Annotated in this window: 16 protein-coding genes and 3 pseudogenes; 10 read left to right on the forward strand and 9 right to left on the reverse strand. The window is 53.4% G+C overall.

Annotation, left to right across the window (positions count from 1 at the left end):
• The first annotated feature begins 381 nt into the window (after window positions 1-381).
• Window positions 382-1,215, forward strand: coding sequence for a hypothetical protein (locus JQF37_RS24420; RefSeq protein ID WP_130209157.1), 834 nt, complete (start codon window positions 382-384; stop codon window positions 1,213-1,215).
• Between the two features lie 364 nt (window positions 1,216-1,579).
• Here JQF37_RS24420 and JQF37_RS24425 read toward each other — a convergent pair whose 3' ends face one another.
• The 4 genes from JQF37_RS24425 to JQF37_RS24440 form a co-directional block, all read right to left on the reverse strand.
• Window positions 1,580-2,251, reverse strand: a complete 672-nt coding sequence (locus JQF37_RS24425) for an ATPase (RefSeq protein ID WP_130209192.1) — start codon at window positions 2,249-2,251, stop codon at window positions 1,580-1,582.
• A gap of 1,136 nt (window positions 2,252-3,387) precedes the next feature.
• Window positions 3,388-4,191 (reverse strand): IS21-like element helper ATPase IstB, encoded by an 804-nt coding sequence (gene istB / locus JQF37_RS24430; protein WP_130209155.1) that lies wholly within the window; start codon window positions 4,189-4,191, stop codon window positions 3,388-3,390.
• Window positions 4,184-5,683: an IS21 family transposase gene (istA, locus tag JQF37_RS24435; RefSeq protein ID WP_130209190.1), complete on the reverse strand. Its 1,500-nt coding sequence runs from the start codon at window positions 5,681-5,683 to the stop codon at window positions 4,184-4,186. Before istA ends, istB begins: the two co-directional genes overlap by 8 nt.
• 255 nt (window positions 5,684-5,938) lie before the next feature.
• Entirely contained in the window at window positions 5,939-6,592 is a 654-nt protein-coding gene (locus JQF37_RS24440) for a hypothetical protein (protein ID WP_223272705.1), read from the reverse strand.
• Here JQF37_RS24440 and JQF37_RS24445 point away from each other — a divergent pair.
• Window positions 6,589-6,903 (forward strand): annotated as a pseudogene (locus tag JQF37_RS24445) (plasmid partitioning protein RepB C-terminal domain-containing protein); the annotation flags it as partial. The gene JQF37_RS24440 and the pseudogene JQF37_RS24445 overlap by 4 nt on opposite strands.
• Window positions 6,904-6,945: 42 nt before the next feature.
• Window positions 6,946-7,155, forward strand: a complete 210-nt coding sequence (locus JQF37_RS24450) for a hypothetical protein (RefSeq protein WP_130209153.1) — start codon at window positions 6,946-6,948, stop codon at window positions 7,153-7,155.
• 206 nt (window positions 7,156-7,361) lie between these two features.
• Here the strand turns inward: JQF37_RS24450 and JQF37_RS24455 are convergent, their stop codons facing one another.
• Window positions 7,362-7,577 carry a hypothetical protein gene (locus JQF37_RS24455; protein WP_130209151.1) on the reverse strand — a complete coding sequence of 72 codons (216 nt, stop codon included), beginning with the start codon at window positions 7,575-7,577 and terminating at the stop codon, window positions 7,362-7,364.
• 274 nt (window positions 7,578-7,851) lie between these two features.
• Window positions 7,852-8,184, reverse strand: coding sequence for a hypothetical protein (locus JQF37_RS24460; protein ID WP_130209149.1), 333 nt, complete (start codon window positions 8,182-8,184; stop codon window positions 7,852-7,854).
• On the opposite strand from JQF37_RS24460, the pseudogene JQF37_RS24465 reads away from it, so the two are divergent.
• A pseudogene (locus JQF37_RS24465) lies at window positions 8,159-8,290 on the forward strand (transposase domain-containing protein); the annotation flags it as partial. The gene JQF37_RS24460 and the pseudogene JQF37_RS24465 overlap by 26 nt on opposite strands.
• Window positions 8,275-8,532, forward strand: coding sequence for a hypothetical protein (locus tag JQF37_RS24470; protein ID WP_130209147.1), 258 nt, complete (start codon window positions 8,275-8,277; stop codon window positions 8,530-8,532). The pseudogene JQF37_RS24465 and the gene JQF37_RS24470, both read left to right, overlap by 16 nt.
• A 42-nt stretch (window positions 8,533-8,574) precedes the next feature.
• On the opposite strand, the pseudogene JQF37_RS24475 reads toward JQF37_RS24470, so the two are convergent.
• Window positions 8,575-8,758, reverse strand: a pseudogene (locus JQF37_RS24475) (DUF1289 domain-containing protein).
• A gap of 3 nt (window positions 8,759-8,761) precedes the next feature.
• Window positions 8,762-8,962 carry a hypothetical protein gene (locus JQF37_RS24480; RefSeq protein ID WP_130209145.1) on the reverse strand — a complete coding sequence of 67 codons (201 nt, stop codon included), beginning with the start codon at window positions 8,960-8,962 and terminating at the stop codon, window positions 8,762-8,764.
• Window positions 8,963-9,062: 100 nt separating this feature from the next.
• Between JQF37_RS24480 and JQF37_RS24485 the strand changes: the two genes are divergently transcribed.
• Window positions 9,063-9,245 carry a CopG family transcriptional regulator gene (locus JQF37_RS24485; protein WP_130209143.1) on the forward strand — a complete coding sequence of 61 codons (183 nt, stop codon included), beginning with the start codon at window positions 9,063-9,065 and terminating at the stop codon, window positions 9,243-9,245.
• A 64-nt stretch (window positions 9,246-9,309) separates the two neighbouring features.
• Here the strand turns inward: JQF37_RS24485 and JQF37_RS24490 are convergent, their stop codons facing one another.
• Entirely contained in the window at window positions 9,310-10,971 is a 1,662-nt protein-coding gene (locus tag JQF37_RS24490) for a SulP family inorganic anion transporter (RefSeq protein ID WP_130209142.1), read from the reverse strand.
• A 161-nt stretch (window positions 10,972-11,132) separates the two neighbouring features.
• On the opposite strand from JQF37_RS24490, the gene JQF37_RS24495 reads away from it, so the two are divergent.
• The 4 genes from JQF37_RS24495 to JQF37_RS24510 all read left to right on the forward strand — a co-directional run bounded on the left by JQF37_RS24495 (window position 11,133) and on the right by JQF37_RS24510 (window position 14,536).
• Window positions 11,133-11,363 (forward strand): hypothetical protein, encoded by a 231-nt coding sequence (locus JQF37_RS24495; protein ID WP_130209140.1) that lies wholly within the window; start codon window positions 11,133-11,135, stop codon window positions 11,361-11,363.
• 24 nt (window positions 11,364-11,387) lie between these two features.
• On the forward strand, window positions 11,388-11,576 hold the full coding sequence (locus JQF37_RS24500; protein ID WP_130209138.1) for a hypothetical protein: 189 nt from the start codon (window positions 11,388-11,390) through the stop codon (window positions 11,574-11,576).
• 382 nt (window positions 11,577-11,958) lie between these two features.
• The gene (locus JQF37_RS24505; RefSeq protein WP_130209136.1) at window positions 11,959-13,203 is read left to right on the forward strand and encodes a malic enzyme-like NAD(P)-binding protein; all 1,245 of its coding nucleotides are present in this window, start codon (window positions 11,959-11,961) and stop codon (window positions 13,201-13,203) included.
• 502 nt (window positions 13,204-13,705) lie between these two features.
• On the forward strand, window positions 13,706-14,536 hold the full coding sequence (locus tag JQF37_RS24510) for a universal stress protein (RefSeq protein ID WP_130209134.1): 831 nt from the start codon (window positions 13,706-13,708) through the stop codon (window positions 14,534-14,536).
• Window positions 14,537-14,637 lie beyond the last annotated feature (101 nt).

Below are 14,637 nucleotides of genomic sequence, written 5' to 3' on the forward strand. Positions count from 1 at the left end.
ATCAATGACAAAGCTCCCGTACGTCCAGAAAATACAAGGCTATACGACCTGTGTAATCAAATGACTTTTGAACACATCTGACATCAGTTGCAGTTCCCCAAAGATGTGTCGTGAGTAATAGCAAGCTCGTTCGAAATGCATGACCTAGTCATTCCACCATCTTTCAGACGGAGGTCGTTGCCCCTCCTCCTCGTTCGGGACTCAGTTTGGCAATCAACGTGGGTAATCAGTAAGGGGCCGGCGAACACGACTTGGTCGGACGGATAGACTACTCCCTGCACCGCATTGCCTTGAGCCTCTCCAGCACTAGGAAAGTTAATCAAGACGCCGACAGACTTGCCGATAGAACAAGTTCGATCAGCAAGAAGTACGTGGTAAACGATGAACCAATACCTCATTCCCACGCCGGATAGCGAGAGTTCGCAACCAGTCGCCAGGCTCCCTGAAATCCGTATGCTCGCCATTGTCTCTACTCTGGCGTTGCTTCTGCTCCTACCCGCAGCGGTCATGGTAAAGCTGGACGCACACTACGCAAACTACATTGCCCTGGCCTTGACCGCCGCGATGATTTCAAGCGTGTACGTCGTCATGAGTCTGATCGAATTAAAGCTAGCCGGTAGGCTGATGAGCATGAAGTCCGGCGTGTATATCTGGATTTCCTTGATTGGACTTTTGATATGGTTCTCAAAGATTGACGCACAGGTGGACGTCAACAATATGATTGGCGTAGATGCGTCGTTACTGCCTATGACAACTGCAGCTGCAACTTTTATGCACGTTATGATACGTATAGAGCCAGTGATCTACGTGATAATGGCCGCATCTACCTTACTATTCCTTCTCTCCTATCCGGCAGCACGGTTGAGAAAAGAAATCCCTTCGTATGCAATCTGCCATATTTCAAATCTATTTGCCTTCTGTGTGATCGCCTCCTTAGTTTCTGATGTGATGTCTCTGGATCGCCACCGCGTCCAGATCCTTTATCACATCGCGCATATGGCTGACTTCAGCAGCAAGTCACCATGCACGAATGTCGATCCTTTAACAGATGACGTGCTCTATCTGGATAGTGCGCGGAGTAAGATCTTGATTGCCCCGAAAATCAAAGAGCATGAGCCAACGACCTTGGCGACATTCTCGCTACTGGCCCCTACCCACATTCCTAGCGGCTTCAAGCACCTTGTATGTGACTACAAGCTCCCCCTCTCGAGCTGATATCAAAGTCTAACTAGAGAGCGATATAGCCCAGCAACCTTCCGGTCGGCTGGACTATTCCTTAGCGATCGAAAAACGGAAATCGCCGTGAATCATAGCCACGCAAAGTCTATGGGCTCTCGACTTTAGAATCCAACCGACGAATCGAACCGCTGGTTTTTGAGCGTCAGTACTGGATGGACAAACCTGGCAACACTATCAAATCAGCTCATAGCGTCAACTTCGGGACAAGCTGTGTGCACGCCTAGATAAAACCTGGACAAATCGAAATTAGGACACCTACCCAACGAGCATTGAAGCAAAACTTACGACGCCTGGGCGTCGGTTCATTTTGTCTCTCGAACCCAGCCTAGGGGCCACGCCATCAGTTATTTGTAAGCTGAGCCACGTGGCTGGATGAAACGAGTGCCTTCAACGACGCATCGAACTGCTTCAAGGCATTCATCTGCAATTCGGTTTGCTGATTGATCTGCGCAGCAATCTGCGGTGCGGCCTTGCCATGCACCCACACCGAAGGCATCTGCTGAGTGCGCGAGCCCTCAGCCTTACCGATATATTGCAGGTTCGAATCGTAGAACTTGGCAAGGAAGCGAGCCTCGAACTGGGAATTGCGTTTCGTAACCAACCTACTGTGAGTGTCCAGCATTACCACCACGTCAGGGTGCGCTTGCACCAAAGCATCAAGGTTGTCGTAAACGGTCACTGAGAAAAATTGTTTCTGGAGAGAGTTTTTGAGCCAGTCGATCGCAAGCTTTGGATCGGAACTGTTGATAAACGCGCTGCTGATGCGGGAATCGAGCGCATCATTTTTAGCACCTTTCAGCGCGACGGAATGGTACTGCTCGAGGTATTCGACGGTATTTACGGTGTTTTCGCTGTAGAGAACCCCTACCGACTGTGAATGCTGCAAGACCCGTGAGCTGTTATCCATCGGCAGAAAATGGCAGGCATCCCCACCTGCGCCATAGGCGGGCGCCATTGCTGCAGTACCAAAGCTCAACACGGCGACAAGAATCAGTAATGTGGAAATTCTCATCGCGTTTGCTCCTTCAGAAACCGCTTCGGTGTAACGCCAGTCTCCTCTTTTGCCAGCAAAACAAAACTTGCATTCTTTAATGATGACTATCGACTGAACGAATGGTGGAAGGATCGACGGCATCATTGAACCCCACCTCGCACGTCTGATAGCATTAGCGCGTTAGATCGGTCTCCCTGGATCGAGCGGTCGGCACGCATAGGTAACCCACAGGTCGCAGCACCCCTTCTTTTTGCATGCATTCGACATTAGTCACTGCGGGCAGCCGACACCGCCTGGACGATTGGAGAATGATTATGCGCGTTCCTATTTACCCTCAAGATCTTAATAGTGGTAGCGGTTTCGCGCGTCTTGCGAAATGCTTAAAGCGCGATTGGCCGGGAACCGAGCCTATCCGACTGTCAGAAGCGCAAAATCTACTTGCTAGATGCTTCGGGTACTCCGACTACCATCAGATCATATCTTCAAACTCACCAAAAATCGTAGCTTACCCATCGATAGCAGACGTGGTAGCGCAGTGCATGGAGACGCTTTGTGATGAACTGTTAGGTGGTGGTCGCGCTAAATTCTTCGACCTCGGGAAGCTACAAACGCAGGTTATCGATTGGCCATTCTTGCAATTGAGCGTCTACCGTAAGCAATACGGTCACTCTGATAATCGGGTTGTGGCTAAAGCAGTGATTGCCGAGCTAATTGAGGCATTCCTATCCACTCAGAAAGCTCATTCTGAGGTACAGCCAGATAAGCGAACCCACGAGCTCCGATTAAATAGACTCGATGCGATGTTAGGACACCTCTCGGTGAATTCTTGCGCGGCATATGTATCTCCCCCCATGGGTGTCTGCACCCATCAATCACCATACGACGCCAATCGGCCTTCATCGAGTGGGATGTCATGCCTCTCGTGTGGGCCCTCCATTTTCCAACACAAACTTTAATCCTACCCCAGCCTTAAGTGCCCTTGATTTGTTGGCGCTGATTGAAAACTGACCCACCCTGCCGATTGAAAATTGACCCCAGGGCGGATTGCTGATTTTTCAACCAGCATTTGTGGATAAGCTTAGAGTAGTGTTCTGGTTGAAGACGCATCGGGCCCCACCGCATGCAGGCATGCGGCAGGGTGTTTATGGTGCAGATCAAAACGGTTCATCGTCCTCGATACCATCTTCGTCCTTGCGCTTTCGTTCACGCGATTTGATCTTTGTCTGGGCGGCCAAGGTGCTGTGTTGCAGGCGGTAGGACTCGTTGCCCGTTTCGACGATGTGGCAGTGGTGTGTCAGCCGATCCAGCAATGCAGTGGTCATCTTGGCGTCGCCAAACACACTCGACCATTCCGAGAAGCTGAGGTTGGTGGTGATGACCACGCTGGTGTGCTCGTACAGTTTTGAAAGCAGGTGAAATAACAGCGCGCCACCGCTCTGACTGAAGGGCAAATACCCAAGCTCATCGAGTATCACCAGGTCTGTTCGAAGCAGTCCCTGGGCGATTCGGCCTGCCTTACCATCGTACTTTTCACGCTCCAGCAGGTTGACGAGATCGACCGTGGAGAAGAACCGTACTCGTTTGTTATGAGTGGTGATTCCGGACACGGCCAAGGCACTGGCCAGGTGTGTTTTTCCGGTTCCAGGCCCACCGATGAACACGACATTTTGTGCAGTCTCCGTAAACTCAAGGCTGGATAATTCCTTGACCAGACGGGCATCAGCGCTGGAAGCGCTGAAGTCAAAGCCAGCTAAATCACGGTGCATGGGGAGCTTTGCCATGTTCATCTGATGATTCACAGAGCGCACGGCGCGATCTGCCTGCTCCTGTTGGAGCAGATGCTCAAGCAGCCATTTCGAGGATGCCGTCGAAGCTTCTCCCTGGGCCGCCAGTTCTTCCCAAGCCTGCGCCATGCCATGCAGACGCAGTTCTTTAAGTTCTGCCATCAAGTCACGCATTGCGGCTCTCCTCATCTGTTGTACGGAGTTGGTCATATCGGGCCGTGTTGGCAACGGGAGCCACCTTGAGTTGCAGGCTGGTTTCTACGGAAGGCGGTGGTGCAGTAGCGGTGAGCCGGGCGAGAACATTTAAGATGTGATCGGCGCTCAGACTTCCCGACTCAAGCACCAGTTCTACCGCTACCAGCACCGGGTCGAGACCGGCGATGGGCACGGCAGCGAGCACCTGCGTCATGATTCGATCACCGTTGCTGTGACGTCTTAGGCCCCGTTTGAGAAGTTGTAACGGCTTGGGCAGATAGGCAAACGGTGCGCCATTGCGCAGTGCACCCGGCTTGCGTTCGATGAGTGGGATGTAATGCTGCCAGTCAAAACTGACCTGATCTCGATCAAAGAGGCGCTCGTGGCTGGCGATCACCGTTTCGTCGGCGATGACCACGATCCGAGAAGGATACAGACGGCTACTGACCCATTGGCCGACTCGCTCACAAGGCACCGAATAGCGATTTCGCGCCACACTGATCAGGCAGGTGCTGGAGACCCGCAAGGTACGCTCGACGTAGCCATCAAAGGCCGTCGGCATCGGCATCATTTCAGCTCGCTCCAGTTCCAAGACCTCTGCCACCGTTAGCCCGCTGTAATGCGGATGCGGCAGCTCGCTCCAGAGCGACCGGCAACGTTGGCCGAGCCAGGCATTCAGTTCTTCGAAGGTGTGGAACATGCAGTTTTGAGCGTCGATCCAGATGCGCCGTCGACTGTCTTGAACGTTCTTTTCAACGATGCCCTTTTCCCAGCCAGAGGCTACGTTGCAGAAATCCGGATCGAACAGGTAGTGCGCACACATCACGGAAAACCGGGCATTGACCGTGCGGCCCTTGCCTTTGTTGACCTTGTCGACAGCCGTTTTCATGTTGTCGTAGATGCCGCGACGCGGCACGCCACCTAACGCTCCGAACGAGCGTGTATGGGCATCGAAAAGCATCTCGTGACCTTGGCTGGGGTACGCAACCAACCAGAATGCGCGACTGGCACACAGCTTCATGTGGGAGACCTGGATGCGTCGAAACAGGCCGCCGATCAGCAGCCCTTCTTCGCTCCAGTCAAATTGAAAGGCTTCACCGAGCGCAAACGTCAGCGGTACAAAAGCGCGTAAAGACTTGCCTTGCTCACCTCGCCACGAGCGTACAAACGCTGTGAGCTGGCTGTAGCCGCCGTCATAACCCTCGGCCTTGATCTGCTCGAAAAGTGCTTTGGCGCTTCTGCGATTGTGCTTTGCCCGAAACGAATCGGCTTTCAGCGCCTGTTCCAGCGTGTCGTGGAATGGGCTGAGTTTGTTGAAGGTCGCGCACCGCTGGTACGCCGGCTGAGTGGCTTCGGGCGCTCTGACCCATTTTCGGATGGTGTTTCTCGACAGCCCGGTACGCTTGGCTATCTGGTGCAGCGAGAGCTTGTCGCGGAAGTACATCCGCCGGATTTTTCCCAACATTTCCATGCTGATCACCCTGTGTTCTCCTGCTCGGAAAGTGAGCAGAAGCAGTTGAACACCTGGGTCAGTTTTCAGTCGGCAGAACAGCCTTTACTGGGTCAGTTTTCGGTCAGCGGCAACACGCAGACCCTTTGATTGAGTCATAAGGGCGCAGGACGCAACCAGAGACCGCACAAAGCATGACCCGCAGTCTCGACTTGGCCCTGCGCGAGGCCCTACAGGCCATGTCATACCGCGCTTGCCAGACGGTGAGCACGCTCCTTATTGCGTGTCCGGCCTCTTCGGCCAATGGCGAATGGCTTCAGAGATCGCAATGCCGCGCTCCGTCGGTGTATCACACAACGGGCAAGTGTCAGTTGCCGGCTGAAGGTGCTCAGCAATTTTCAGCTTCTCGTACTGGCGTCGTACAGCGCCCTGAAAACCCACCATGTCCTGAAGAGCCGAGCGAGTCGCACGGGATTGCCTGCGCGCCTTTTCGATGTCACTCAGCAAGCGGCGTCGATTGTCGTATAGGTTGCCGAGCTCACTCTCATTGGGGTTCGTTACGCTATTCGCATTGATACGCTTGACCCGCAGCAGGGCGGCCTCAAGCTTCTTCTCGGAAGCGTCGTCCGACGGGAGGTCGCACAGGCCGCTGCGGCTGGCATCCAGCAGTAAGCGCATGGCGTGCTTTTTGTACTCGCTGCCGGCTGCCTGACGAGTTCGCTGCTGTCGCTCCTCTCGCTCAAGCTGCTTGCGCAGATCCCGCAGGCGCCGCTCCTGGAGCACGCTGTCCTCGTTCACGACACGCAAGAAATAGGGCATCGTCTCTATGATCGCCGGTGCCTCGTCAGCCTGATCCAACCCATGGAGCAACGCCGTTTCGTTGTAGATGACATCCTTGGGGACGAACATGTAGGCCGTGGCGTGGCGCACCGTTGGTCTTGGCGGCGTCACGGCCAGAGATGCTGGTCGAAGTTAAGAAAAAGCCAAGTGATGTCAGTGCGGTCGACATTGCCCGAATGGAACGCGAGATGGAGAATCTGCAACACGATTACAAGCAGGTCGAAGACACGCTGGGCGAGACGATGTTGGTCTTGGTTGTGGCCAAGGGGTATCTCGTACGCATGCTCCGCAATGAAGCTATTGCCGGCTATCTCAGTCGCTATTATGCGGAACTGCTTGAGGAGCTGGTGTCCATCATGGAAGCAGTAACCTCCGATGCCAGGCAGCTCGAACGGGAATAGCAACCGCCTGCTACGCTGTCTTCTTTTCACGGAGGAAATACGATGTCGAACGCAGACCTGCTCCCTTCCTTACTCTTCAAGATCAATCAAAATCAATTGGCTCTCGAAGCAGCAATCATGGAGCTCACACTCTGGGTCGAGCAACGAGGATCGGCGGAGGTCGCCGGAAACGTTCGCGGTGTACTGGCAGCTATCGACCGAAACGAAGAATTCATTAACATGACGCTTGCGGTGCTCATGACACCTGATTGATCTGGTCGCCCTTCAACGTGGATGATACGAGTCGAGTAGGTGATTTAGTCGTGGTTCAATTGAGGGCTCAAGCTCTTCAAGTAGAGCTGGAGTCAACGGCAGCTTGCAGCGTCACCGCCCAGTACTACCTGAGTTGAGATAAAACTGTTCGTCGTACCACTCAGCGCGTGCCTTAGGCGTACGACCTTAAAAGTGGTGGACGCGAGTCATGCGAGCTTGATGGCTCCGCCTTGGATATCGTCCCGCGCCATTCGCAACTCACTGGCGTCTTGGTTGAGCCGATGAATCAGGTTGAGCAATCGTTGGCGCAATACCTCATCCTGGAGCTGCTCGGCAGCACGCATCACATCAAGCGCCGCTGCCTCATTGTTGGTGGCGACGGAGTCGAGCAGTTTGCGCATGCTTCTTGATGGCCGATTCATCTCCAACCCTCCTAGGTTTAGGTGACGCGAATCATATGGCCGGAATGTTTCGTCAGTATTTCAGTTGCACGAACAGGTTTTGAATCACCAGCTCTGGTTGATTTGAGGATAGCTGGAGAGTGCCCCTATGAGCTGTCAATTCCCCTAACGCTCATCAACATGCTGTACACGTCGTTGAACTGCGACGCAATCGGTCGCGCGGTACAACCCTCAGTCTATCGCGGGCCGACTTGGCAAACCGAGGTCGGCACCCAACGTTAGAAAATGTAGTGGTCTAATGAAACCTTATCCCCTCTCCGAAAATCCAGTTACCGCTAACTTCGAGTTGCATGCGCTCTCTTCCTGTCCTTATCACCGCGATGGTTACTCCAATGCGGTTTTCTACCGTATCACGCTGCGACGTCGGTTTGACCTGCTCCAGCCTGCTGTCAGGTACGTGGCGGCCAAAGGTTGAAAGCTCTGTGATTCGGTGCTGATGAACTCCAGGTTTGCATCCCGTGGTAAGCGCGCAGCGCACGTTATCGGCGATGCCGGTCGATCCGCGCTGCTCTACCCAATCGGAAAGCTCCTCCACTGCGACGAGTTTGATCCAGTCGGCGCGACTCAATGGGCATGATCCATACGAGTATTTGAAGGACGTCCTGACACGCCCGCCGATGCAGCGGGCGAGTGAAATTGACGAGTTGCTGCCGCATAGGTGGACGCCCGTTTAACCACGCAAGAGGTGTTGGGCGGACGCTTACTGCTGTTGTTGCCTACAGCACAAGCAGCATCCAGCCTGGAACAGACAGCTGTTCCCTTGCTGCTGGTCATGCCGGTTGCAACAGTTGTACTTGGTTTGATGCTTAAAGAGATCGAGCAACGCAAACGAACAGAGCTCGCCCTGCAACTTAGAGAGTCGCGCCTGCGCGCAATCACCGAATCACATCAAGCGATGCTCATCAGTTTCCGATAACAAGCACAAACAGCCTTGCTCAGAATCGATAATCACAGAGATTTAGGTGTTCTTTTTTTGCAGGCTTTTCAGACGCAGAGTCGCACGTTGCACGGCGGCCATCTTTTCTGGGCGCTTCATGCGCTTCCATTTTTTGATGTCGTCCCTGGTGCGACCACAGCTCAGGCAAAGTTCGCTGTTCAGTTGGCAAACAGAAATACAGGGGGTTTTCGATATCCTTGGCCATGCTTCAACTCTCCGCAAAGCGTTTGAGCGCGAAGCGCTGCTGCCAGTCACCAGCGTTCATGTCCATCGGCTCGGTGGCGAGCCAGATGGCATCGATGCGGATCATCGCAACAGCTCTCGAAGAAAGCTTGCGCAGGAGGCTGCGCTGTCCACTGGCCAAGTCATCTTGACGGGTGGCTGCGCGGAATCGGATAGTATTGTTCACAGTCAATCCAGCTGACCCTGACGCACCTAGACGGTGACAAACAAAGCCCTCGGAATTATAATTTGATTATCATTGATCAAATCAGGGTTCCGGCGACTCCATGGAAAACAAAACTGCACGACTGACTGTGCTCATTGATCCCATCAAGAAAAAAGCCCTTGAGGAGCTCTGTTCAGCTCAGGATCTGACGCCTTCACAGGTCGTCCGTCAGCTTATTCGAGACTACCTGGAGACGCATGGCGTGTCCTATTCGACCAAAAACAATAAAGTTGCGGCTAAATAATGCTTTCGCGAATGGGCTGGCGTGAAAAGGGGTCAGCTCATCGCTCTACCTGCAGCATTCCAGCTCAGCTATGGCCGGACGGCTTCACACTCGCGACATGACTATTCAGTGCACCATTGAAATCGGCATGATAATGCTCTGAACCGAGCGCGTGGAGTATCCCCGCCCTGTCCAACTTGCCAAGAACTTTCTCGTTGGCCTCGCACAGTTTTACGACGATGCCACGCTTATGTAAGTGTTCAACAACTTCAAGTAGTGTTTGTAAGCCTGTTATATCCATGAACGGCACTCGCTTTAGGCGAATAATCAATGTCCTTGGATCCGTGTGCGTTTGAGCCAGAACGCGCTCAAAGGTTTCTGCTGCGCCAAAGAAGAGCGGCCCTTCAATGGTATAAACCAGAACGCCAGGCGGAAGATGAACATGCCCATTGATCCGTAACTCAACCTCAAGCTCTTTTTCGACCATTTGCTGCACTTCGACTGAAGACGCCATCCGACGCATGAATTGCAGCATGGCGAGAATGACACCGATATTCACGGCGATCGTTAAATCACTCAAAACGGTCAGACTGAAGGTTATGAGAAGTATCGCGACGTCGGCTTTTGGGGCCCGCTCGACCATGCGTTTGAAATGTTTCAGCTCACTCATGTTGTAAGCAACGACAAATAGGATCGCAGCCAGAGTGCACAGCGGAATGTCCGAGGCCAGAGGAGCCAGGAAAGAAATCAGTAAAATCAATGTGAGCGCATGGACAACCCCCGCAACCGGGCTGTTTCCGCCATTGCGGATGTTAGTGGCTGTTCGAGCAATCGCGCCTGTCGCAGCAAAACCACTGAACAAAGGAGTGACTAGGTTAGCGATGCCTTGGCCGATCAGCTCCTGATTGGAGTCGTGCTTGGTTCCCGCCATCCCGTCAGCGACGACAGCAGATAACAATGACTCGATAGCCCCCAACATCGCAATCGCGAACGCTGGGCCGATCAACTCGACCATCTGAGGTATGGTTATTTCAGGTAGGCCAATTGCAGGCAGCCCTTGAGGAATCCCCCCAAACGCACTGCCAATCGTTGCAACGCCGGCAAACTGAAAATAAGACTGAATTACCGTCACAATGACCATGGCGATCAGGGGCCCCGGCACACGCTTTATGCCAGGTATCTTGGGTGCCGTGATGACCAGCAGCAAACTCAAAAGCGCCAACAGTGTTGTGGGCACATGAACGTGGGGAAGCGCCTGGAGCAGGTGCCAGAGTCGCTCATGGAAATGCTCACCGCTAATTTTCGGCAACCCGAAAAAGTCTTTCCATTGCCCCACCCAAATGATCACACCAATACCGGCAGTGAATCCGACAATCACAGGGTCGGGAATGAACTTGATGATGGCCCCAAGCTTGGTAGTACCGAGCAACAACAGGATCACCCCGGCCATAATCGTTGCTAGCTGCAGGCCACTAACGCCGTACTTAGCGGTCACTCCAGCCAGAATGACGATGAATGCCCCTGTCGGGCCAGCGATCTGAAGACGGCTACCTCCGAAGAGAGAAACCAAGAGGCCACCGATAATAGCCGTGTAAATCCCTTGCTCAGGCTTGACACCTGAGGCGATGGCAAACGCCATGGCCAAGGGCAACGCCACGACGCCGACGATAACCCCAGAGACGATATTTCGAAGCCAGTGCTCAGGCCTTAACAGGCCCGCTTTCCATGCCTCTCGTATCGCAATCATGACTAGCCTCTCTCGGTTGGCATGTGCATAATATTCACATGCAGTGATAACAGTAAAGCCATAGAATTACCTTGGTACAGTCACTAAGTGCGCTAAAAATCCAGCACAGAAAGACCTCAATCACACTCGTGGACAGAATGCGTCCACACTCGGAGAAGCACATGAAACGCGAAGACGTCAAAACCAAACACGGTGAAGGCATGCGCTTCGACACGCACGTGATCGCCAACCCGGCCAAAACAAGCGAGTGGATCATCCTGTTCAAAAAAGAGGCGGGAAGAAGCTACTTCCTGGTCAATGACAACGAAGAAATCGAGTCATTTGGGCACCTGGATGACGCGATTCATGAGCTTCGGGACATAGGCATCAAATCTGCCGAAGTTCACTTCTAATTGCCCCACTTCGAGAGTTTGATCATGTCAGTCAAGGTTAAGCAGTTGTCTAACCAGCGCGAAGAGCTTTGGTCGGTTTGCTTCGGCGGCCGTAACATTCAGTTTCGCAATGAGCAGAGTGCCAAGGATTATGCGGCCACACTAAAAGAAAGAATCGAAGCGCCGCATGCCTTGCCTGAAGTAGCCGCTGAATCAGCAATCGATCGCGATTAATCAATCGAAGTCGCCTCCGCCTTTCTTACCTCCCCTTCCGCTCGCCAGTATATTGAACCACTACACGGCATCCGCTTGGGACTGTCAGTAGCTCATAGCCCCTCCCACCACCACACCCATCACGTTCGAAATACGCAAAAAAAAGGCCACACAAGGTGGCCTAAGATGGGTTCAAGCATATAAAGCGTTCTATTGACCCAAAAATACAGGCCCGCCCTGAAGTCTTGGCACCAATAGAACCGATCCACTCGCTGACCAACCTATTCGTCAGAAGCGTTCAAGCCGGCAATTTGGAACCAGCCCTGGAGTTCAGGAACCTAGTTGCCAAGCGTTATAATAATGTTAGCATGCAATTGTAATCAATGTCTAATTAGAGGTTCGTATGACTATCGACTTCAAGCAGGCCGCACTGGATTATCACGAATTCCCAACCCCAGGAAAAATAGGCATAGCACTGACCAAGCCAGCAGACACTGCCGTCCAACTTGCACTGGCCTACAGTCCGGGCGTAGCCGAGCCTGTGCGCGAAATCGCCAAGAACCCAGAGAACGCCTACCGCTTCACCGGCAAAGGTAATCTGGTGGCAGTCATAACCAACGGCACCGCCATTCTGGGCCTGGGCAATCTGGGCCCCCTGGCCAGCAAACCAGTTATGGAAGGCAAGGCTCTGTTGTTCAAGCGTTTTGCCGGAGTCGATTCGATCGACATCGAAGTCAATGCCGAGAGCTCTCAAGCCTTTATCGATACTGTCGTACGTATCGCCGATACCTTTGGCGGTATCAACCTGGAAGACATCAAAGCCCCTGAGTGCTTCGAAATCGAAGAAGCGCTAATTGAACAATGCAACATCCCGGTGTTCCATGACGACCAGCATGGCACCGCTATCGTCACTGCCGCCGGCATGCTGAACGCACTGGAGATTCAGGGAAAAACTCTAGAGAACGCGAGAATCGTCTGCCTCGGTGCCGGAGCTGCAGCAACTGCTTGTATGCGCCTGCTACTCAGCCTCGGCGCCCAACAAAGCAACCTGTACATGGTTGACCGCGTCGGTGTTATCCACTCTGCACGTGAAGACCTCAATCAGTACAAAAAGCAATTTGTGAACGACGGTGGCCCTCGCACGCTGATGGACGCCATCCAAGGTGCCGATGTGTTTATCGGACTATCCGGGGCCAACCTTCTGCCGGTGGAAGCACTGAGAGCCATGGCACCCAATCCAGTCGTGTTTGCCTGCTCGAACCCGGATCCTGAAATCAATTACGAGCTGGCCATGGCGACACGCGACGACCTGATCATGGCGACCGGGCGCTCCGACTATCCGAACCAAGTCAACAATGTCCTGGGCTTCCCATTCATTTTCCGTGGAACCCTGGATGTTCGCGCGAAGCAGATCAACGAAGCGATGAAGATCGCGGCGGTTGAAGCACTGCGCCAGTTGGCCAAAGAGCCGGCCCCGGTGGAAGTATTGCAAGCGTTCAATATCGACAAACTTGAGTTCGGACGCGACTACATTCTCCCCAAAGCCCTCGACGCTCGCCTGCTCGGAGCAATAGCCGGTGCAGTAGCCAAGGCCGCTGTCAATACCGGCGTTGCACAACTGCCCTATCCGAAGCACTACCCGCTTTGAACTGACACAAATAAAGCCGAGGCTGCGTGACCTCTTGTGAGGTTTGCAGCCAACGCACTTGCGAGCAGCTCAAAGGATCAATGAGCAGCAACATCGATCTCGCGAGGAGAGTGTGATGCCAGATGAGCATTTTCGGTTGGCCATATTGAGCTTCACGCTCTTGCTACAAGGGTGAATGAATGCCTATCAAATATGCGAGAAGCCTCACTGGCCGACGACGGACAACAGACGCAAACCAGCATCGAGGGTTTGCCTTAGCCTTCGTCGCGGGAGGGGGCAGTCAACGCCGACGGGCTCCTGACAGTGCATCAGTACACCTTACACATGACCGGCATCGTCTCTTGATTAGGCTGGCCTGCTAAGAGGCTCTTCAGAGTTGCTATACTGGCACTTGATCAAGTTTATCTATACAAACGTGACGAGCCGGGTCGAGACAAGCACTTTCGTTTATAGCCCACGTGATCTTGACAGGCTCTTCAAGGTCGCAGAGAAGAGGGTATGAATGACCCGCATATTAGCCTGTATCGATAGCACGAACGCGTCTCCGGCCGTCTGCGACTACGCCGCGTGGGCCAGTCTCAACTTCGGCCTTCCGCTGACCCTCCTGAATGTTGTAAATCGCCCCTCTTGTATGGAAACTCAACCCGGTAGCTTGGCGCACATGCTGGACAGCATGACGCTGGACGAACGGCGCCATGAGCGGGCACTCAAACAAGGTTACCTGATGCTGCAAAACGCACGGGAACGAGCAATTACTGATGGCGTGATGAAGCCGGAACTACGCCAAAAAAACGGAGAGCTCTTGTGTCAGTTGCTAGAGATGGAAAATGACATGCGCTGGTTAGTGATGGGAAAGCAAAGCTCGCTTTACCCACTCCTCAACCAACTCGAAAAGATCATCGATGCTTTACACAAACCTATTCTGGTCACCCCAACCACCTTCAAGGCTCCGCGAAGCCTGGTGCTCGCGTATGACGCGAGCGAGGTCACGCACATGGGAGTGGAAATGCTGGCCGCCAGTCCAATACTCAAAAATCTAGCGGTACATCTCGTCATGGTTGCGGCCAAAACGCCTAAGAACTTAGAGCAACTCGATTCAGCGGAAGCCATTCTGAAGACAGTCGGGTGTGATGTCCGGACAGCTATCTGCGACGGAAAAGTGAATCTCGCCCTACAGGCCTATCAGACCGAGCACAATATAGACCTGTTGGTCATGGGCGCTTTTAGTCATTCACGAGCCCACCGTTTCTGGCTTGGTAGTACGACCTCAAGAATGATCCGAACGACCACGCACCCTTTACTATTCCTGCCTAAAAGCCACCTCAACATGTAACGCCCTGATGTTCACTCATCGCCCCGCCTCCGTCCACCTTTAGGCGTAACTTTGCGGCCAACTACATGCGTCGATGGCCGCGAACGAAGCTCCGGGGCCTA

Source organism: Pseudomonas sp. MIL9, assembly GCF_016887925.1.
Classification (GTDB): domain Bacteria; phylum Pseudomonadota; class Gammaproteobacteria; order Pseudomonadales; family Pseudomonadaceae; genus Aquipseudomonas; species Aquipseudomonas mohnii.

What these genes read in the sequence shown, in the direction of transcription:
- JQF37_RS24420 (WP_130209157.1), top strand. Translation starts at nt 382, where the DNA reads ATGAACCAATACCTCATTCCCACGCCGGATAGCGAGAGTTCGCAACCA.
- JQF37_RS24425 (WP_130209192.1), bottom strand. Translation starts at nt 2,251, where the DNA reads ATGAGAATTTCCACATTACTGATTCTTGTCGCCGTGTTGAGCTTTGGT.
- istB (WP_130209155.1), bottom strand. Translation starts at nt 4,191, where the DNA reads ATGCGTGACTTGATGGCAGAACTTAAAGAACTGCGTCTGCATGGCATG.
- istA (WP_130209190.1), bottom strand. Translation starts at nt 5,683, where the DNA reads ATGGAAATGTTGGGAAAAATCCGGCGGATGTACTTCCGCGACAAGCTC.
- JQF37_RS24450 (WP_130209153.1), top strand. Translation starts at nt 6,946, where the DNA reads ATGTCGAACGCAGACCTGCTCCCTTCCTTACTCTTCAAGATCAATCAA.
- JQF37_RS24455 (WP_130209151.1), bottom strand. Translation starts at nt 7,577, where the DNA reads ATGAATCGGCCATCAAGAAGCATGCGCAAACTGCTCGACTCCGTCGCC.
- JQF37_RS24485 (WP_130209143.1), top strand. Translation starts at nt 9,063, where the DNA reads ATGGAAAACAAAACTGCACGACTGACTGTGCTCATTGATCCCATCAAG.
- JQF37_RS24490 (WP_130209142.1), bottom strand. Translation starts at nt 10,971, where the DNA reads ATGATTGCGATACGAGAGGCATGGAAAGCGGGCCTGTTAAGGCCTGAG.
- JQF37_RS24495 (WP_130209140.1), top strand. Translation starts at nt 11,133, where the DNA reads ATGAAACGCGAAGACGTCAAAACCAAACACGGTGAAGGCATGCGCTTC.
- JQF37_RS24500 (WP_130209138.1), top strand. Translation starts at nt 11,388, where the DNA reads ATGTCAGTCAAGGTTAAGCAGTTGTCTAACCAGCGCGAAGAGCTTTGG.
- JQF37_RS24505 (WP_130209136.1), top strand. Translation starts at nt 11,959, where the DNA reads ATGACTATCGACTTCAAGCAGGCCGCACTGGATTATCACGAATTCCCA.
- JQF37_RS24510 (WP_130209134.1), top strand. Translation starts at nt 13,706, where the DNA reads ATGACCCGCATATTAGCCTGTATCGATAGCACGAACGCGTCTCCGGCC.